We start from the raw sequence: 18,942 nt of genomic DNA, 5'->3' as shown, positions 1-18,942 counted from the left end.
TCATCCATTTTACTCGGAATAGTGTATGAGCCAACTCACCTTTTGCCGAAGCGAAATACCAAAATAAAAAGCGCAAAACCCGCAGCAGCTGTTCCTTGAAAAAATGGATGCACTGATTCCGTGGGTAAAGCTGGAGAAAAAGCGACGCAAATACTATCCAAAAGGCGAGAACGGGAATCCACCTTACCCGCTACCAATCATGCTTCGCGTACACTGCCTACAGTTGTTCTATAACCTCAGCGACCCCGCAATGGAAGATGCCTTATACGAAATTGAATCCATGGGCCGCTTCGCTGGTCTTCGTTTATCTGATCGCTTACCTGATGAAAGCACGATCCTGCGTTTCCGTCATTTCTTAGAACGCTACAAACTGGGCCAAGTCATTTTCGACACGGTGAATACTCAGCTTAAACAACAAGGCCTGCTAATGCGAGAAGGCATCATTGTGGATGCCAACATTATTGCCGCGCCGACCTCAACGAAAAATCAAGACNGTAAGCGAGACCCCGAGATGCATCAGACCAAGAAAGACAATCAATGGCACTTCGGTATAAAGATGCACATTGGTGTGGACGATACCCTTGGCCTTATCCATAGTGTGACGACAACGGCCGCAAATACCCATGACATCATCGCTACGGAGACACTATTGCATGGCGAAGAACAACGTGTTTGGGGTGATGCGGGTTATACCGGTATTCACAAACGTGAGGAGTTTAAAGAACACAACGTTGATTGGCGTATAACCTTACGACCAAACACCCGCGCTAAATTAGCTAACGGTCTACAAGTATTATTAGAGCATATGAAGGCGAGTGTTCGCGCCAAGGTTGAACACCCGTTCCGTACAATCAAACAGCAGTTCGGGTATAGCAAAGTGCGCTATCGCGGTCTGGCGAAAAATACGAATCGCCTCTATGTCTTGTCGGCGTTTACGGACCTACTGAGAGCAGAGAAATATCACCCTTCCTAGGGACGATGCGCCTGTAAGCAGCAAAAATGCTGCTTACAGGCCAAAACAAGCCGCGGAATTTTGTGTTTCGCGGCTTAATGGGTGTGGGAATTCATATTTTGGGAAAACAGCGTGGCTTTACAGACTGTCCTTAGGTATAGGCGCAGTCTCATTCTCTCAAATTAAAAAAATAACGATGGCGTCCATAATATATGGTTGGCAGAAGAATAAAATAATTATTTTCAATATTGTTTTATCGATATGGAATTTTCAAGATTTTTCGTCGGAATAGACGATTATTATATGCTGATATCCTGCTTAAATTTTGGTTCGTTTTTTTACACGCTAAGCTGAATAAGTGATTGAGAGAGTTTATTTGAAAATGGGGATAAAAATGATAAAGCCATTCCAGTTTCCTTTTATACCGGCGGCACTGTCAATTGCTATTTTGGCTTTTGGCTCAAGCTATTTACAGGCATCTAATCGGTCTTTTACGCTTGAAGAAATAGTTGTGACAGCCCAGAAGCGAGAGCAGTCTATGAATGATGTAGCTATGTCGATGACGGCTGCCTCTGGTGAGCAGTTGGCGAATGCGGGTATTTTTGAAGTGGGTGATCTTTCTAAAATTACTCCAGGGATGACAACTTCATCTAATTTGATGGGCGCGCCAACGATAACACTACGCGGGATTGGGTTTAACGATTTTACTCTTGGTTCCAGCCCAGCTGTAAGTGTCTATGTTGATCAGATTGCAAGCCCATTTATGGAACTCACCCGTGGAGCAATGTTGGATCTGCAGCGGGTAGAGGTGCTGAAAGGGCCGCAGGGTATTCTATTTGGGCAAAACTCTACAGGGGGGGCCGTCAACTACATTGCCGCAAAGCCGACTTCCGAGCCTGAGGCAGGTGTAAGCGTATCTTATGGTTCTTATAATGAGTCGCGTTTAACCGGTTATGTGGGTGGTCCTCTGACTCATAATCTGGGGGCACGGTTAGCGCTTGAGTCTTCTCAAGGAGGGGATTGGCAGGAAAATTATACTCGATCTGAATCTCATGGAGAAAAAGATTTCTTGGCGGCTCGTCTGCTGGTTGAGTGGGATGCATCTGACACTGCTGTATTGTCATTTAATCTGAATGGTTGGCGCGATAATTCAGATTCTATTATTCCTCAATTTAAAGGTGTTCGTTTACAGGGCGCAGGTGTTGATGGTGGCAGTGCTGTAGAACAAGAAAAATATGATCGGGGGCAAGCTCTGCTAGCTTTGCCTACAGCACCAAATGATGCCCAAGCAGCTAATTGGGGAACAGATAATAGTAGTGCGCATGATGATGAAGCTTTTCAAGTTTCTGTGCGTGCTGACATTGATTTGTCTGACGTTTTACAGTTAACGTCAATTACATCTTACGACAAATATTCACAAGGATTCAGTCTTGATCGTGATGGAACTGAGTTCGATATCATTGATATTCGCTCGAATAATGGTGAGATTGAAGATGTCACGCAAGAAATAAGGTTGTCTGGCGACTTTGATAAATTTCGGTGGGTAGTGGGCGCTAACTACATGAAAGCATCTACGGAGCAATTAGCCACTATCGGTGTTGGTGATGCAACCAATACTGCAGTTCCGAGCAATGCAGTGGTGGGGCAAAATTGGGACTATGCGGTTCAGTATGGGGCCCATGAAATTGAAGAGTACGCTGTTTTTGCCAACACTGAATATCTGCTTGCTGACCTCTTAACTCTCTCTGTGGGGCTGCGTTATACTGATAGTACTAAAGACTTTGAAGGGTGTACGACAGGGGACGCGTCTATTTCTGCGCTTCAATCCCTTATTGCTACGGGCTTTGCTGATCCATTTTTAATTGCTCCGGGTGAGTGTGTGACGCTGGATTCTGAGAATGGTTTTGCGCCAGGTAAAGTAGAAAGCACTTTGGCTGAGGATAATGTTTCTTGGCGTGTTGGTTTGGACTACAAAGGAGTTGAAGGAGTCCTGCTTTATGCAACTGTTTCGCAGGGGTTTAAGTCGGGTAGTTATCCGCTGCTATCGGCTCCGCTGGCCATTCAGTTAGAGCCAACGACGCAAGAGAAAGTCATTGCCGTTGAAACTGGTTTTAAGTGGACTATGGAATCTGCGCCTGTACAGTTAAATGGTGCAATATTCTACTATGATTATTCTGATAAGCAGGTCCGTGGTAATATCGATGCTCCACCCTTCGGTGTCCTAGAAAAATTAGTTAATGTACCGGAATCCCATGTGCAAGGAGCTGAAGTCCAGTTTATAGCAGCTCCCTTTGATAGCTTAACTTTCAACATTTCAGCAACCTATCTCGATACGGAGGTGGATGAATATCTTGGTCTGAATAATTCAGGTGTGATTGAGGATTTATCTGGCTCTATTATTCCTTTAACGCCTAGTTGGCAGGTTGTGGGTGATGCGGAGTATCGTTATGCGGCGACAGATGATTTAGAGGTTTTCCTCGGTGGCTCTGCAACGTATAACAGCAATACCAATTCTAGTATGGGTGAGCCAGAAAATGGAGAAATTTCAGAATATACGGTCTTAGATTTACGTGCAGGTATATCCTCTATGGATGGCACTTGGTCAGTAAGTGTTTATGGCCGGAATGTGACTGACGAGTACTATTGGAGCAATGCCGTTGCCTCACAAGATGTAGAGGTGAGGTTTGCTGCAAAACCAGTAACCTATGGAGTTAAGTTTGACTATCATTTCTATTGATTAATACTTGAATGGTGCTAGGGAATAACTCTGGCACTATTGGTATTATTAGCTATTTTAATCAATCAATTTTTAGCGCAGAACGTGTTTCTACTCACTATTCCAGAATGGTGTCTGTAATTTTCTTAGCTCAGTTATGGCTGCTTGGCTTGCTTGATAGTCCCTCCGGCGAGGACATCACCCTGCGCGCAATAGCACTGAAATCTTCAAGCACAATGGTAAACTAGCCGCCGTTATCGAGATTTGAGTAGAGGCAAGGCGTGAGCTACATGTCGATTTTTGGTGCTATTTCTTTGTGGAATTTAACCTCAGCCTGATAAATATCGAGTGCCAAATCAGTTTGCTGTTTCGGTAATCCCCCCCCCGATAAATAGCTGGGGCGATAAGTAGAATTTTCTCATAATAGTTTGAAGGAGATTCTGCATGAAAGTACCCGGTTATTCAGACAGCCAGATTATGGCCATTCTTAAGCAAGCTGAGGCTGACACTCCAGTCCCCGAACTCTGCAGGGAACACGGCATGAGTTCAGCGAGCTTTTACAAATGGAGAGCCAAATATGGCGGTATGGACGCGTCGATGGCCGCCCGTCTCAAAGAGCTTGAAGATGAGAATCGTCGGCTAAAGAAGATGTACGCTGAAGAGCGCCATAAAGCCGAGATTATTCAGGAAGCCATGGCAAAAAAGTGGTGAGGCCGTCTCGGCGCAAAGAGATGCTCAGCAGGCGGTTGCAAGTTGAGGTATCAGTACTCGGCTGGCTACATCGCATTTATGGTCAGCGAATACTGTTATCGTTATCGGCCCATTTTGTCATCAGAAAGCGACGAAGTCGTGGATTGGCTAACCCAGTTCACAGAGCTATATTCTGATTGGGGGTTTGGCCTTTGCTTTGATTACCTCAGAAATGTAAAAGGCTTTGCATGGAATTATAAGCGGGTCTATTGCATATGCTGCGAGCTAACGCTTAACCTTCGGATCCAGCCTCGGCGGCGACTGAAACGCAGTAAGCCGGAGCCACTGAAGTAGCCTTTACGCCCTGACCAAGTTTGGTCGATGGATTTTATGACCAGTTATCCGACGGCCGCAGCTATCGGTTGTTTAATGTCATTGATGACTACCGCCGAGAAGGAATTGGAGCCTACATTAAGTATTGTAACTTAGGTCGGCTCCACTCATCGAATAATGATTTATCGCCGGTTAAGTATGAGAAATTAGCAAATTAATGTGTCCGGTTTTGTTGACCAGAACAAGATGCAGCCTAGGCCGCTTAGATATTTTTGCCGATCATATCTTTAAGCGTCTCGTTGGCGCCGGCATAAATCGGTTCTATTCTTGCGTCTGCGTACATCCTCGCAATGGGGTACTCCATAATATAGCCGTGGCCGCCAAACAGTTGCAGGCAGCGATCGACTATTTCACATTGGCGATCACTGTTCCACCACTTAGACATTGATGCGAGATCTGATGTGAGGCTGCCAGCAATCTTTTGGCCTACGACAAAGTCAGAGAACACCCTGGCGATGGTCGCGACGGTTTTGACCTCTGCCAGTGTGAAGCGCGTGGTTTGTAGATCAAACAGCTTCTTTCCAAATATATCGCGGTCTTTCACGTATTCGGTTGTTACTGTTAGTGCATGCTCCATGACTGCGGCACAGTTAACGCCGCCAAGGGCGCGTTCGTAGGTAAGGTCTTCCATCATTTGATAGAAGCCCTTGCCTTCAATACCGCCTAGCAGGCTGTCGGCTGGAACTCTGCAATCTCCAAAGAAAAGCTCGCAGGTATCAGAACCGTGCAAGCCAATTTTCTTTAAGCGTTTACTAACCTCAAAACCTGGTGTATTGGTATCAAAAATAAAGAGTGACACGCCTTTGGCGCGCTGCGTAGGGTCGGTTTTGGTGACCAAGATAATAATGTCTGCAATAGAGCCATTGGTAATAAAAGTCTTGGCGCCGTTAATAACATAGTGGGCACCATCTTTAATGGCTTTAGTGCGAGTATTCTGAAGATCCGTTCCACCACTGGGTTCAGTCATGCCCATTGCTGCAATCAATTTTCCGCTGCATAAACCGGGGAGGTATTTGCGCTTTTGTTCATCAGTACCATAACGCGCAATATAGTGGGCCGCAATAACATGAATCTGCTTGCCTGCGCGCCAGCTGGTATCGCCTGTTAGGCAGAGTTCTTGAGCGATGATGGCCTCATGGGCAAACGTACCATCTGATCCGCCATACTCTGAGGATATTTCTGGGCAAAGAATACCGAGCTGCCCAGCTTTTTCCCAAACGTTGCGATCAGTGGCGCCGATTTCTCGCCACTTTTCTTGGTTTGGTGTGACCTCTTCTGCGACAAAGCGTCGAACCATGCGTTGTAGTTCGGCGAGTTCGTCAGTCATCCAGCTTGGGGTGTAATTGTCGATCATTGTAATTTCCATTAAAATTAAGTCTAGCCCTATTCTAGCTGGCGGGACGAGATTTTTTTTCGTCTATAGCGACATTTTGAATGGTTGTTTGGATGGGCTGAACAATAAATGGAAGGCTGATGTGGAAATGATTCATCTGAAGTCGGGTTTTTATTTATAATTACGCGATAGTTGTAAGTCGATTTGGTAAATTTTTATCGAAAATATTGAGGAATGGATCGTAATTTAATACGAATTAGCATCCTCATTTTAGGAACAGAATCTCTGTTTTATATTGCATCGCCGTTGAGTTGTTTGGGCGATAAAGCCGTCCAGTGAATGTTACCCAGCCGCGATCTGGCTTCGAGTGATGTGGTATTGATTCGTCGACGTGTAATGCGACCCTTAGGCAGTCACCAGAGACAATCGGCGATAGCATTCTCATATACTCAAGTCCTCGCCCAGCAACTAAAGAACTGTGTTTAAAAAGATTGTCGCACAGGAGTTTCTGGGCCATGCCTACGGCGTGTATACCGCTGGCACAATGTACGCCAAGACTGGTTTCTAATGCGGTTGTTCTCGGGGTAATGGCGAGCTTCTAATTGAAATGGGCGGTTTCGGNAAAATCGTCTGATCCGACGACGAGATCTACCCTGCCGTAGTGGAGTATTTACCTTACAAATTCTGGTTTTATCGGGTTCGTGATCCAGCTTATGCGGACCTTTTAAAAACGCATTCTACGGGTAAGTAAATACAATGAGCGAAAAAGCGATAGTTGCCGGTGTCGGTATGGTGAAGTTTGCCAAGCCTGGTCAAAACGAAGATTACGATGTAATGGCCGAGAAGGCCGTTCGCCTAGCATTGAAAGATGCGGGTATTGAATACAGCGAAGTGCAGCAAGCTTATGCTAGCTATATCTATGGTGATAGCACCTGCGGTCAAAAAGCTTTATATCGCGTTGGTGAAACTGCGATTCCCATTATTAATGTGAATAACAACTGTTCGAGTGGTTCTACGGCGCTATTTCTCGCTCGCCAAGCGGTCGCGGGGGGAATGGTTGAGTGCGCGTTGGTTGTTGGTTTTGAACAGATGCGTCCCGGTGCGCTGGGCACGTCGTGGGATGATCGTCCAAGCCCGTTTGAAGATTTTACCGGCCATATGAATAAGCTTGGTTACCCGGTGACTCAGGCTGGTCCCGCGCCCTGCGTATTTGGCGCCGGCGGCATGGATTACTTGAAAAAGTACGATGCTAATCCAGATATTTTCGGCAAAGTGGCGGTAAAGACCCGCAATCACGCCATGAAAAATCCTTATGCTCTTTTTACTAAGCCAATGACCTTGGAAGAGGTGATGACCTCACCGGTCATTTACGAGCCGCATTTAACCCGCTTTATGGCCTGCCCACCAACCTGCGGTGCGGCGGCGGCTATTGTGTGTAGCGAAGACTTCGCGAAGCGTCATGGCATTAATCATGGCGTAGAAATAGCGGGGCAGGGTATGGCAACGGATCATAGCGATAGCTGGGATTCGGCGATGAACTTGGTGGGTGCACAAATGACCCGTCGTGCCGCTGCGGTTGCCTACGAACAAGCTGGGATGGGGCCTGAGGATGTAAACGTGGTTGAGTTACACGACTGCTTTACGCCCAATGAAGTCATCACCTACGAAGGTTTAGGTCTTTGCGGTGAAGGTGAGGCCAGTAAACTTATAAACGACGGCGACAATACCTACGGTGGCCGTGTGGTGGTAAATCCATCGGGTGGCTTGATGTCTAAGGGGCATCCGATTGGCGCCACTGGCGTGGCTCAGTGCGTTGAATTGTGCTGGCATTTACGCGGTATGGCCGAAGATCGCCAGGTTGAAGGTGCGCGGGTGGCTCTGCAGCATAACCTCGGTTTGGGTGGGGCAGCCGTGGTGACAATGTACAAAATTTAATCAGAAATTGTAGGTCTGTGTAGCTTAAAACTTGCACAGGCCTTCTTTTCCGGTAATAATAAACACTGTAAATTTAACAGTGTTTATTATTAACTTGAAGGCGGTTTGCAATGCCACGAATACAGCTAAGTGAAGATGAAATGGAGTCTATGCGGGGTCGCTTGTCGGCGACGGCGTTGGACGTTTATCGTCGCGAAGGCCTGTCGGCACTGAGTTTTAGGCGTATCGCCGAAGCGGCGGGTATTAGCCATACCCTGCCGTACCGCTACTTTGAGAACAAAGAGGCGCTGTTGGCGAGGATGCGGGCAGATGCCTTGGCAACCTTCGAAGCCTATGTTCGCGAATATGAGTCCCGCGCAGACAGCCCGCTGGGCAGGGTGCAGTCAGTTGCTGAGGGATATTTGACCTTTGCGCGGGAGCATCCCGAGGATTACATGCTGATTTTTGCGACGGAGCAGCCGTCGCCTGAGTTGTATCCCGATGTGTTGGCGGCGCGCCGCGATGTATTCGACCACGTTGTGGGGGTATTGCAGTGCTGTATTGATGCAGGGCTTTTGCGTGGGCAGGCGCGCGAGATAGCCCACCATTTTTGGGTTGCCTTGCACGGTTTGTTAAGCCTGCACACTGCAGACCAGTTGGTGCACGGCATGGAGTTAGACGAAATAGTCGTGCCCTTAATTCAGCGTCTGCTGGGTAGTGCGATGATTGAAGATTGATTTTTTAGTGTCTCGTCGCTTGCGACGATGTGAATTGACGACAAAGAAAACAAGATAATTAGATGCAGCACGGCTGCGCAGGAGGAAGCAATGAGCAGAGCAGCAGTTCCGTTAGATGAGTTAAGTGTTGAACAACGCGCAGAATTTAAGCGCTTAACCAGTACGCCGAAATATTCATGGCCAACTATCGCGATGACCGTGGCCTTGACCCTGTCATATGCGCTGACTTATGCGCTGAGCGGTAGTGGGCAGTGGCCGCTGTGGGTCGGTACTATTTTAAACTCAGTGGTGGGTTATCTCGCATTTAGCGTTATTCACGACTCCATTCACCGTGCGGTATCGAGCAATACCAAGGTGAATGACGGCGTTGGTCAATGGGGTTTGAACCTAGTGCTGCCCTATGTGGATGTGCGCATGTTCCGTTGGGCGCATATTTTGCACCACCGTTTTGCCAGTGGCGACCGCGATCCGGATAAGGCCTTTAATGGCGCGTGGTATACCCTGCCGTTCCGTTGGATGGCGATTGATGCGGTGTACTTTGTATACGCATTGCGCCACGGCGATAAAGTATCTGGGCCATTCCTTAAGGCTTGTCTGCGTCGCTTAGCGGTAGTTGTTGTGGCCATTGCAGTGTTCAGCTATTACGGCTACGCATTAGAAGTTTTCATGCTGTGGTTCCTGCCGTCTCGCTTGATTCTATTGTTTTTGGGTTTCAGTTTTTTCTGGTTACCACACGTGCCACACGATGTGACGCAGGAAGAAAACTACACCCGCGCCACCACCATTCGTGAAGGTTTTGAGTGGTTTATGAATCCGGTATTGCAGTACCAGAACTACCACTTGATTCATCACCTTTATCCGATGACGCCCTTTTACAACAATGAAAAAGTGTTTCGATTGTTAGAGGTGCAACTGCGCCGTAAAGACTTGGCAGTACAGCATGGCTTTGCGATTCGGCCGACGATATATCTCGGTCAGCCAGAAAACTAAACCTTAAATATAGTAAAAAACGATAAGGCCGGCTCACGACGACGCCGGCCAAGAAGGAGAGAATTATGCGCCGTTACCAATGCCGTTTTTGCTCACATATATACGATGAGCGCTTGGGTGACCCAGATACTGGCATCGCCCCAGGTACCAAGTTTGACGATATTCCCGATGATTGGATGTGCCCGGACTGTGGCGTTGGCAAAGAAGATTACGACCTAATCGAAGAGTGATCTTGCTGCTATTCGTCGGAAACGACGATCTCTGCTGCGACACTTCTCCGTAAAGTGATCTCTGCTGAGAAAACCGTATTTACTGTGAAAAGTCGCCGTAGTGTGGATGTCTAGTTGTTTAAGCGCCGGCCTAGCCATTGGTCGGTAAAAACCTCAATTTAACGAGAGTAGGGTGATGGAAAGTCAATCTTCAACACCAAATTTTGCAGATCTGGTGCAAAGTGACCGTGTACATGGTTCTTTGTATACCAACGAAGAGATCTTTCAGTTAGAACTGGAAAAAATTTGGTACAAAACCTGGGTCTATGTTGGTCACACCAGTGAAGTGCCGAATGCCAATGATTTTGTATCTAAATCTATTGGCCCTCAGCCATTGATTATGACCCGTGGCCGCGACGGCGTGATTCGCCTGCTGCTAAACCGCTGTCCGCATCGCGCAAATCAGGTTTGTCTGCAAGCTAAGGGTAATCGTGGTTCCTTTACTTGCCCTTACCACGGTTGGACATTCTCCAATAGTGGCGAGCTGCGCGGATTCCCCTTCCCCGAAGGTTACGACACCGCAGACCGCAGTGAGCTTGGTCTAGGTCAGGTTAATCGCGTTGCAGAATATAAGGGTTTTGTCTTTGGCAGCTTTGCTGACGAAGGCCCAAGTTTAGAAGAGCACTTAGGTGCCGGTGGCCGCGACGCCATTGATCGTTTGGTGCAAACCTCGCCAGAGGGCGAAGTGGAAATTACCGCTGGCTTCTTACAGCATCGCGCCAAGGCAAACTGGAAGTTTATTGTTGAGAACGAAACCGACGGTTATCACCCCCAGTTTGTTCACGCCTCTATTTTTAGTATCGCTAAAAGCGGTATTGGCGATTTATACAGCAATGACTCTACGGCGGTCGCTAGGGATTTAGGCGACGGTCACACTGAAAATGATTTGCGTCCAGAATTTCGCCGCATCGACAAGCCCATGAACTGGTTTGGCACCAATGAAGCGCGCCTGCCAGATTATGTTGAAAAAATGAAAGCGGCTTACGGCGAAGAGAAGGCGCGGGAAATTATGATCGACGGTACGCCCCACGTCATGATTTTCCCGAACTTGTTTATCGCTGAAATCCAAATCTTTGTTATTCAAGCTCTGGCGGTTGATGAAAGTATTCAGCACGTGACCGCACTGCAATTTAAAGGCGCGCCAGACTTGAACCGTCGTCTGCGTCAGCAAACCATGGGCTCGGTTGGCCCCGCTGGCTTCTTGCTGGCAGATGACTCAGAAATGTACGAGCGCACCCAGCGCGGTGTAAAAAGTAAAATGCCAGAGTGGAATTATCTTGGTCGCGGTAAGCACCGTGAGCGTCGCGACGCAGACGGATTTATGGTGGGTGATGCAACCGACGAAGTGACGTCGCGTGGTATTTGGCGTCACTACCGCGAACTGATGGAGGCGAAATGAGCAGCCAATTAGATCTGGCCTTATTGGCCGAAGTTCAGCAGTTTTTGTATATGGAAGCACGCTTGCAAGACAGTAATTTGTACAGCGAGTGGGAAGCACTGTGGACAGATGACGCGATTTACTGGGTACCTGCCAACGGTGCTGATATCGATCCTGAAGAGCAAATGTCGATTATTTATGACAACCGCTCGCGCATCGGTTTGCGTATTAAGCAGTTCTACACGGGTAAGCGCCACACTCAGGCGCCTGCGTCTGCGCTAGGGCGTGTGGTGTCTAATATTGAACTTCTTGACGTGACGGGTGATGAAATTAAAGTCGCCAGTAGCGCGATGATTTTTGAATGTAATTTACGTGCCGATACCATTTGGGCGACCCGCAATGAATTCTTATTGCGTCGCACCGAAGAGGGTTTACGTATGGCGCGTAAAAAAGTGGTGTTGGTGAATAACGAAAAGCCACTCTACACCCTTTCTTTCCTAGTTTAAGGAGTTAGCAATGAGCGAAGCCAAGACCAATCCAGAAGTACTGATCGGAGAGGGCGCGGCACTGCTGACGCTTGATGGCGGCGTTGCGCATCTGCAATTAAACCGTCCTGAATCAGCCAATGGCTTAGACATTCCGACGCTGGAAGCATTGTATGCCGCACTGATGGTATGTCACGGCGAACGCCGCGTTCGCGTGGTGCTGCTTACCGGCAAGGGCGCGAACTTCTGCGCCGGTGGCGATGTGCATACCTTTGCCTCAAAAGGCAGCGACCTGCGCGAATATATTCGTCAGGCAACCTTGCATCTGCAAGTGGCTATTACCGCCATGGTGCATTTAGACGCACCTGTCATTGCCGCTGTTCAGGGCTTTGCTGCGGGCGGCGGTGGTATGGGGCTAGTCTGCGCCAGCGATATTGTTATTGCCGGGCAGTCTAGTAAATACCTCGCCGGTGCAACCCGCGTAGCGATGGCGCCGGATGCTGGCTTGTCGGTGACCTTGCCACGTTTAGTGGGTGCTCGTAAGGCGGCAGAAATGCTGCTGATGAACCCAACCATGGGTGCGGATGAAGCGCTGTCATTAGGTTTGATCAACAAAATAGTTGCCGACGATCAATTGCAAGAAGAGGCAATGAAGTACGCGCGCAAAATGGCCGAAGGTGCACCGATGGCCTTGGCGGCAACAAAGCGCTTACTGTGGACTGGTATTGGTTTGGGTATCGATGCGGCGATGCCTGAAGAGGCGCGCACGGTTGCCAATCTATGCAGAACCAGCGATGTAACAGAAGGCCTTGCCGCTGTTATTGAGCGTCGCGCGCCCCTGTTTAAAGGCGAGTAATTATGCAGCACCCATCTCTTAAAGGTCGTCGTGCTTTTGTCACCGGTGGTGGCAAGGGTATCGGGGCGGCAATAGTTAAGCGTCTGGTCGCGGAAGGTTGTGATGTGGTTTTTTCCGCGCGTGATATGGCGTCCGCCGCGGCAGTGGTTGAATCGACCGGTGCCAAGGCCGTGGAGTTGGATGTCTCTGACATTCAGGCTTGCCACGATACCGTCAGTCAGCACGGCCCCTTCGATGTTGTGGTTAACAATGCCGGAATCGACCAGCACGCTTTTTTTACTAAAACCACCTTCAGTGAATGGCAGTATTTATTGAATGTAAATCTGCAGGCGGTATTGGCGACTAGTCATGCTGCACTGCCTGCCATGCAAGCTGCGGGCTTTGGTCGCATTATTAATATTGGCTCAGAAGCCGGTCGTCAGGGCTCACGTGGCGGCTCAGTGTACGCCGCTGCCAAAGGTGGTGTTATTGCCTTTACCAAATCTTTAGCCCGTGAAAATGGCCGCTTAGGTATTACGGCCAATGTGATTGCGCCTGGCCCAGTGGATACCCCTTTGCTGCGCAGCTCGGTAGAACAGGGTGGTGAAAAACTGTTAAAGGCAATGGAAGCGTCCACTTTAGTTGGTCGCCTTGGTACACCAGAAGAAGTGGCTGCCGCCGTCGCCTTTTTAGCGTCTGATGAAGCGGGATTTATTACTGGCGAGACCATCGGTGTTTCCGGTGGAATGGGTTGCTAATGAGCGAGTCAGACAGCGACAAAATGGTGGACAAAAAAGCCCGGGTCGAGCTTGCTATTGCGCGTATTCAAAACGTCTACGGTGCTTGGCGTCGAGATACGTCTGTAGAAAAAATGCGCCAAGACTGGGATCAACTGTTTTGGAATGACAGCCAGCCAAGTGATTACCGCGACGATAAAATAGATGGCGTCTCGGTTCGCTGGATCTCTGCACCGAATACCCGTCGCGATCGTGTTCTGCTGTATTTTCATGGCGGCGGCTACAAAATGGGCTCGGTGGTTTCGCACCACGATTTAATGGTTAGGATTTCTGCTGCCAGTGATTGTCAGGTGCTTGGGGTTAATTACCGCATGTGCCCTGAACATCCCTTTCCCGCGCCAGTAGAAGACGCGGTAACTGTTTATCGCGCCTTATTAAATAAAGGATTCGCGGCAGATCAATTAGCTGTCGCGGGTGATTCTGCTGGCGGCGGCCTTGCCGCTGCGTCATTGCTGGCACTGCGCAATGAAAGCCTGCCAACACCTGCGGCCGCAGTGCTTATCTCTGCATGGTTAGATATGACGCTGAGTGGTGAGAGCTACGAAAGCCGCGCCAAAAGCGACCCCATTCATCAGCGTTTTATGCTGGACGCGCTAGCAAGCCAGTATCTTGGCAAAGACGGTGACCGCAAGAATCCTTTGGCGTCGCCGTTGTTCGGCAGTCTATCGGGGTTGCCGCCGATCTTATTGCAAATTGGCGATCGCGAAACCGGTTTAGACGACACCCTTTCCTTTGCCAAAGTGGCTGCTGAGCAGGGCGTGAAAGTTGAATGCAGCGTGTGGGATGACATGATTCATGTCTTCCAGCAATTTGCTGAGGAACTGGACGACGCCCGTGAAGCCATTACTCAAATTGGTGAGTTTTTACAGCGCCAGTGGGCCTTAAAAGATTAAACACATTTCGCCGGCCAGATACGGTAAGCCCGTATCGGCTTAATGGCACAACAGGCAATGAGGTCTGTTTGAACTACGGAGTAGCATAGTGACTATCGGGATTACAGGATACGGCGTTTATATTCCACGCCTTAGATTGAGCCGTAAGGCTGTGGTAGAGGCTAACGCGTGGTTTGCCCCTAACTTAAAAGGTAAAGGCCGCGGCCATCGCAGCATGGCTAACTGGGACGAAGATGCCATTACTATGGCAGTGGCAGCAGCGCGTGACGCGATGCCAGAGTCGGTAAATCGTCAGGCCATTGCGAAGGTGATGCTAGCCTCCGAAAACCTGCCCTTTGCCGAGCGTTTAAACGCGGGCATTTTGGCGGGTGCGTTGAGATTAGCCGATGACGTGGTTGCCAGTGATTTAAGCGGCGCGCAAAGCATTGCCTTAAGTAGCTTGGCGCAGGCCGTGAGCGCGGCTAAGGCCGACGCTGAAAATAGCCTGCTGGTGGCGGCAAGTCATCGTCGCAGCCGTGCGGCAAGCCCTCAAGAATTAGATTACGCCGATGGCGCTGCCGCGCTTACTGTCGGCACAGAAAATGTGATCGCTGAAGTACTTGCTTCAGCGAGTTTGACCACGGATTTTGTCGATCACTTCCGTCTACAAGGCGAAGATGTTGACTACCATTGGGAAGAGCGCTGGGTGCGCGATGAAGGCATTGCCAAACTCGGCCCTAAATCCGTTAATGCAGCTTTAGAAAAAGCCGGTATTAAAGCCGCCGATGTGAATCACTTTATTTTTCCCTCGGTATTTAAAAAAGCAGATGCCCAACTTGCTAAACGTTGCGGTATTGATGACAGCGCGGTGGTTGATAATTTCGCTGCGGAGCTGGGCGACTGTGGCACCGCCCATGGTTTGATGATGTTGGCGTCGGTGCTGGAGTCCGCTGAGCCTGGTCAAATCATTGTAGTCAGTCAGTTTGGCAGCGGTTGCAACACTGTGGTCTTACGTGTGACTGATGCTATTAAAACCTTTAAGCCAGCGGTCGGTTTTGCCGCCCAATTGGCGACCAGCCAAGAAGAAACTAGCTACACCCGCTTCCTTGCTTACAAAGGGCAGTTGAAGCTGGAGCGCGGTATGCGCGGTGAGCAAGATAAAAAAACCGCATTAAGCACCTCATACCGTCATCACAAATCGCTATTGGGTTTTGTCGCTGGGCGCTGCACAGAAAGCGGCGACGTGCATTTTCCGCCATCACGTATTTCTTATACCCAGGGCAAGCCTCTGCAAGACACCCAAGAGCCTTATTGTCTTGCAGATAAGCACGGCAAGATTCTGAGCTGGTCAGCAGAATATCTCTCATCGTATATGGCGCCACCACACCAGTATGGGCAAGTTGATTTTATCGGTGGCGGTCGTTTGCTGATGGAGTTCACCGATGTTGGCCCCGGTGATATCGACAGCGGCATCGAAGTAGAAATGGTGTTCCGAGTAAAAGACATAGACGAGCTGCGCGGTTACAAGCGCTATTTCTGGAAGGCCAAGCCGGTTTCCTATAACACCGCAGATTCGTCTGCTGCAGCGGAGTAAGACAATGCCTCAAGGTATCAAAGACAAAGTCGCTATATTAGGCATGGGTTGCAGTCGTTTTGGCGAACGCTGGGACGCTAGCCCAGAAGATTTAATGGTAGAAGCCTATAACGAAGCGATGACCGACGCGGGCATAACGCCTGAGCAATTAGATGCTGCGTGGTTCTCTACCCACATGGAAGATGTCGGCACCGGTCGTGGCGGTATTCCAATGGGCATCGCTTTGCGTCTGCCGAATATTGGTGTGACTCGGGTTGAAAATTTTTGCGCCGGTGGTTCTGAAGCCGTGCGTGCCGCCGTGTACGCGGTTGCCTCTGGCGCCTGTGATATTGCGATTGCGCTAGGCGTTGAAAAATTAAAAGACACCGGCTACGGCGGCCTGCCCGTTGCGACAGTCGGAACCTATATTCCCCAGTGGTACCCAGCAGCGGTGGCACCTGCAAACTTTGCTCAGTTGGCGGCGGCTTATCGTGCTAAACATGGTGTAGACGCAGCAACGCTTAAGCGTGCTATTTCCCATGTTTCGGTTAAAAGCCACGCCAACGGTGCTAAAAACCCCAAGGCGCATTTGCGCAAAGAAATCACTATTGAGCAGTGTTTGAACGCACCTACCATTGCGCAGCCTTTGGGTTTGTTTGATTGCTGTGGCGTATCAGATGGCGCCGCGGCAGTGATTGTGACCCGTCCTGAGATTGCGCGGGAAATGGGTAAGAAAGATTTGGTGACCTTTAAGGCGCTGCAATTGGCCGTGTCTAACGGCTGGGAAATGTCGGGTAGTGAGTGGGATGGCAGTTACGTTCACACTGCGCGTATTGCGTCTAGAAAAGCCTATGCCGAAGCGGGCATTAAAAACCCGCGTGAAGAAATTAGCATGACCGAAGTGCACGACTGCTTCTCGATCACTGAGCTTGTCACCATGGAAGATTTAGGTCTTTCTGACGAGGGTGGCGCAGTGCGCGATGTACTCGACGGCAAGTTCGACGCTGACGGCGCAATTCCGTGTCAGATCGACGGCGGTTTGAAGTGCTTTGGTCATCCCGTTGGCGCCAGCGGGATTCGCATGCTCTACGAAATGTATCTGCAATTGCAGGGCCGTGCCGGTGATCGCCAGTTGGCCAATCCGCGCACCGGTTTGATCCACAATTTGGGTGGTCAGCCCAACCAGAATGTGTGTTCCATTTCGATAGTTGGACGCGAAGGCGAGTAGGGGCTAGCAATGATTAAAATTGACCAGCCAGCACCACATGTAAAACGTCTGCTAATTAATCGCGCCGAGAAGCGTAACGCGATTGACTATGATGTGCGGCAATCGATGATTGAAGCGCTGCAGCAGGTACAGGCCGATCCAGATTGTCGGGCAATTGTATTGGGCGGCGTACAGGGTGTGTTCTCTGCCGGCGGCGATGTGCCGAGTATGGCTGGCTTAGATGAAGCTGGTGCCCGCGCTCGCATGAGTCACATTCACAGCCTGTGTCGTTTAGTCGCAGAATCTCGGGTGCCGGTGGTATCGGCGGTAGAGGGATTTTGCGCGGGTGCCGCGGTAGGTTTGGCGCTATTGGGCGATCATATTGTGGTCGGTAAAAGTACTAAAATATTGTTTCCGTTTATGCGTTTGGGTTTGGTGCCTGACTGGGGCACCTTACGCACTTTACCAGCGCGGGTAGGCGTAGCGACGGCTAAGCGGATTATGACCAACGGCAAAATGATTCTAGCACCAGAAGCGGTGCAGATGGGCTTGGCCGATACCGACGCCGGTGACGACGACATTATGGCCGTGGCGGTTGCGCAAGCAGCGCAAATGGCCATGTTGCCGACCGAGGCGTTTTATCGTATTAAGCAGCGTTTGATGCATCCCTCTGCCAGTTTTGAAGAAGAGTGGCAGCGCGAAGAAGATGACCAAGCGGCACTGCTAACGGGCGTCGATTTTAAAGAAGGCTTTGCGGCCTTTAGCGAAAAACGTGATCCCGATTTTTGCAAACCTAGCGAGTCCAACAATGGTTGAACTGGTGTCGATTGACTGCCAGGGCGATACCGCCCGGCTTGCACTGCGTGCAAGAGCAACGAGCCCAGCCAGCTCCGAGATCACCACTCATTGCGTACTCGCGAGCGCCGTAAGCCAACTGGCGCAACAAGCGGGTGTTCGTCGAATTATAATCTCGCGCAATAGCCAATCAGCAAAAAGGTAAATCATGAGCGAAGCTGTAGTAATAAGCCGCGATGGAGCGGTCGCGACAATAACCTTAAACCGTCCAGAAAAACGCAATGCGCTGGATTTAAGTTTGCGCGCAGCTATCGCCGCGGCGGTAACGGAACTTGAAAAAGACCCAGCGATTCTGGCCTATGTGATTACGGGCGGTAATGAGGTGTTTGCGGCGGGCGCGGATTTAAATTTATTGGCCGATAAAGGCTCGCAGGATGTGGCTGAGATTGATCTTGGTCAGTATTGGGCGCCCTTGGTAAAAGCACAGAAGCCCGTTATTGCGGCGGTCAGCGGTTTTGCGCTGGGCGCCGGCTGCGAGCTGGTGATGATGTGCGACATGATTGTGGCAGATTCCACCGCTCGCTTTGGTCAGCCAGAGTCTCGCGTCGGCATTATGCCTGGTGCAGGTGGCACCCAGCGCTTAATTCGCGCCGTGGGTAAAGCGGTTGCCAGCATGATGTTAATGAGCGGCGAAGCGATTACGGGTGAGCGCGCTTTTCAGTTAGGTTTGGTAAGTGACTTAGCGGAAGACGGCCAAGCTTTGGCGCGGGCGCAGCAGTTAGCTAAAGCGGCCTCAAAAATGCCGCCTAAGGCCTTGCGAGCCATCAAACGCACTTTGACGACAGGGGCAGATTTACCGTTGGATGCGGCGCTGAATTTAGAAAATCGCGAATTTTTATTATTGTTCGATACCGAAGATAAAACCGAAGGTATGACGGCGTTTTTAGAAAAACGCAAAGCGGTATTTACCGGTAAATAAGCAGCGAATAACGAACATAAGGTTTTA

General features: G+C 49.7%; 14 protein-coding genes and 3 pseudogenes. 16 read left to right on the top strand and 1 reads right to left on the bottom strand.

Translation table 11 applies throughout. From position 1 onward, the window contains the following. Positions 1-41: 41 nt before the first annotated feature. The 3 genes and pseudogenes from GVJ32_RS08195 to GVJ32_RS18350 form a co-directional block, all read left to right on the top strand. Positions 42-973 (top strand): annotated as a pseudogene (locus GVJ32_RS08195) (IS5 family transposase); the annotation flags it as partial. 373 nt (positions 974-1,346) lie between these two features. Further along, positions 1,347-3,689: a TonB-dependent receptor gene (locus GVJ32_RS08190; protein WP_159239567.1), complete on the top strand. Its 2,343-nt coding sequence runs from the start codon at positions 1,347-1,349 to the stop codon at positions 3,687-3,689. Between the two features lie 423 nt (positions 3,690-4,112). Beyond that, a pseudogene (locus tag GVJ32_RS18350) lies at positions 4,113-4,819 on the top strand (transposase); the annotation flags it as partial. 134 nt (positions 4,820-4,953) lie between these two features. On the opposite strand, the gene GVJ32_RS08180 reads toward GVJ32_RS18350, so the two are convergent. Beyond that, entirely contained in the window at positions 4,954-6,105 is a 1,152-nt protein-coding gene (locus GVJ32_RS08180; protein WP_200841375.1) for an acyl-CoA dehydrogenase family protein, read from the bottom strand. Positions 6,106-6,840: 735 nt separating this feature from the next. On the opposite strand from GVJ32_RS08180, the gene GVJ32_RS08175 reads away from it, so the two are divergent. The 13 genes and pseudogenes from GVJ32_RS08175 (at position 6,841) to GVJ32_RS08115 (ending at position 18,915) form a co-directional block, all read left to right on the top strand. After that, positions 6,841-8,019 carry a lipid-transfer protein gene (locus GVJ32_RS08175; RefSeq protein WP_159239565.1) on the top strand — a complete coding sequence of 393 codons (1,179 nt, stop codon included), beginning with the start codon at positions 6,841-6,843 and terminating at the stop codon, positions 8,017-8,019. A gap of 110 nt (positions 8,020-8,129) precedes the next feature. Next, positions 8,130-8,735 (top strand): TetR/AcrR family transcriptional regulator, encoded by a 606-nt coding sequence (locus GVJ32_RS08170; protein ID WP_159239564.1) that lies wholly within the window; start codon positions 8,130-8,132, stop codon positions 8,733-8,735. A gap of 90 nt (positions 8,736-8,825) precedes the next feature. Continuing rightward, the gene (locus GVJ32_RS08165) at positions 8,826-9,725 is read left to right on the top strand and encodes a fatty acid desaturase (RefSeq protein ID WP_159239563.1); all 900 of its coding nucleotides are present in this window, start codon (positions 8,826-8,828) and stop codon (positions 9,723-9,725) included. A gap of 65 nt (positions 9,726-9,790) precedes the next feature. Continuing rightward, a pseudogene (locus tag GVJ32_RS08160) lies at positions 9,791-9,949 on the top strand (rubredoxin); the annotation flags it as partial. Positions 9,950-10,130: 181 nt separating this feature from the next. Continuing rightward, on the top strand, positions 10,131-11,393 hold the full coding sequence (locus GVJ32_RS08155) for an aromatic ring-hydroxylating oxygenase subunit alpha (protein WP_159239561.1): 1,263 nt from the start codon (positions 10,131-10,133) through the stop codon (positions 11,391-11,393). Next, positions 11,390-11,878 (top strand): aromatic-ring-hydroxylating dioxygenase subunit beta, encoded by a 489-nt coding sequence (locus GVJ32_RS08150; RefSeq protein ID WP_159239560.1) that lies wholly within the window; start codon positions 11,390-11,392, stop codon positions 11,876-11,878. Before GVJ32_RS08155 ends, GVJ32_RS08150 begins: the two co-directional genes overlap by 4 nt. 10 nt (positions 11,879-11,888) lie before the next feature. Continuing rightward, positions 11,889-12,713, top strand: coding sequence for an enoyl-CoA hydratase/isomerase family protein (locus tag GVJ32_RS08145; protein ID WP_159239559.1), 825 nt, complete (start codon positions 11,889-11,891; stop codon positions 12,711-12,713). Positions 12,714-12,715: 2 nt separating this feature from the next. Further along, positions 12,716-13,450, top strand: coding sequence for an SDR family NAD(P)-dependent oxidoreductase (locus tag GVJ32_RS08140; RefSeq protein ID WP_159239558.1), 735 nt, complete (start codon positions 12,716-12,718; stop codon positions 13,448-13,450). After that, positions 13,450-14,382 carry an alpha/beta hydrolase gene (locus GVJ32_RS08135; RefSeq protein ID WP_200841374.1) on the top strand — a complete coding sequence of 311 codons (933 nt, stop codon included), beginning with the start codon at positions 13,450-13,452 and terminating at the stop codon, positions 14,380-14,382. Before GVJ32_RS08140 ends, GVJ32_RS08135 begins: the two co-directional genes overlap by 1 nt. An 88-nt stretch (positions 14,383-14,470) precedes the next feature. Further along, positions 14,471-15,955, top strand: coding sequence for a hydroxymethylglutaryl-CoA synthase family protein (locus tag GVJ32_RS08130; protein WP_159239557.1), 1,485 nt, complete (start codon positions 14,471-14,473; stop codon positions 15,953-15,955). 4 nt (positions 15,956-15,959) lie between these two features. After that, the gene (locus tag GVJ32_RS08125) at positions 15,960-17,162 is read left to right on the top strand and encodes an acetyl-CoA acetyltransferase (protein ID WP_159239556.1); all 1,203 of its coding nucleotides are present in this window, start codon (positions 15,960-15,962) and stop codon (positions 17,160-17,162) included. A gap of 9 nt (positions 17,163-17,171) precedes the next feature. Further along, positions 17,172-17,957, top strand: coding sequence for an enoyl-CoA hydratase/isomerase family protein (locus GVJ32_RS08120; protein ID WP_159239555.1), 786 nt, complete (start codon positions 17,172-17,174; stop codon positions 17,955-17,957). 187 nt (positions 17,958-18,144) lie between these two features. After that, positions 18,145-18,915, top strand: a complete 771-nt coding sequence (locus tag GVJ32_RS08115; RefSeq protein ID WP_159239554.1) for an enoyl-CoA hydratase-related protein — start codon at positions 18,145-18,147, stop codon at positions 18,913-18,915. Positions 18,916-18,942: the final 27 nt, after the last annotated feature.

The sequence above is a fragment of the Zhongshania aliphaticivorans genome (assembly GCF_902705855.1).
In the GTDB taxonomy this organism is placed as follows: domain Bacteria; phylum Pseudomonadota; class Gammaproteobacteria; order Pseudomonadales; family Spongiibacteraceae; genus Spongiibacter; species Spongiibacter aliphaticivorans_B.
The sequence above is the reverse complement of the archived record's forward strand: the minus strand, read 5'-3'. Positions and strand labels throughout refer to the sequence as shown.

Coding starts and splice junctions, on each gene's coding strand:
- GVJ32_RS08190 (WP_159239567.1), top strand. CDS start 1,347: ATGATAAAGCCATTCCAGTTTCCTTTTATACCGGCGGCACTGTCAATT.
- GVJ32_RS08180 (WP_200841375.1), bottom strand. CDS start 6,105: ATGATCGACAATTACACCCCAAGCTGGATGACTGACGAACTCGCCGAA.
- GVJ32_RS08175 (WP_159239565.1), top strand. CDS start 6,841: ATGAGCGAAAAAGCGATAGTTGCCGGTGTCGGTATGGTGAAGTTTGCC.
- GVJ32_RS08170 (WP_159239564.1), top strand. CDS start 8,130: ATGCCACGAATACAGCTAAGTGAAGATGAAATGGAGTCTATGCGGGGT.
- GVJ32_RS08165 (WP_159239563.1), top strand. CDS start 8,826: ATGAGCAGAGCAGCAGTTCCGTTAGATGAGTTAAGTGTTGAACAACGC.
- GVJ32_RS08155 (WP_159239561.1), top strand. CDS start 10,131: ATGGAAAGTCAATCTTCAACACCAAATTTTGCAGATCTGGTGCAAAGT.
- GVJ32_RS08150 (WP_159239560.1), top strand. CDS start 11,390: ATGAGCAGCCAATTAGATCTGGCCTTATTGGCCGAAGTTCAGCAGTTT.
- GVJ32_RS08145 (WP_159239559.1), top strand. CDS start 11,889: ATGAGCGAAGCCAAGACCAATCCAGAAGTACTGATCGGAGAGGGCGCG.
- GVJ32_RS08140 (WP_159239558.1), top strand. CDS start 12,716: ATGCAGCACCCATCTCTTAAAGGTCGTCGTGCTTTTGTCACCGGTGGT.
- GVJ32_RS08135 (WP_200841374.1), top strand. CDS start 13,450: ATGAGCGAGTCAGACAGCGACAAAATGGTGGACAAAAAAGCCCGGGTC.
- GVJ32_RS08125 (WP_159239556.1), top strand. CDS start 15,960: ATGCCTCAAGGTATCAAAGACAAAGTCGCTATATTAGGCATGGGTTGC.
- GVJ32_RS08120 (WP_159239555.1), top strand. CDS start 17,172: ATGATTAAAATTGACCAGCCAGCACCACATGTAAAACGTCTGCTAATT.
- GVJ32_RS08115 (WP_159239554.1), top strand. CDS start 18,145: ATGAGCGAAGCTGTAGTAATAAGCCGCGATGGAGCGGTCGCGACAATA.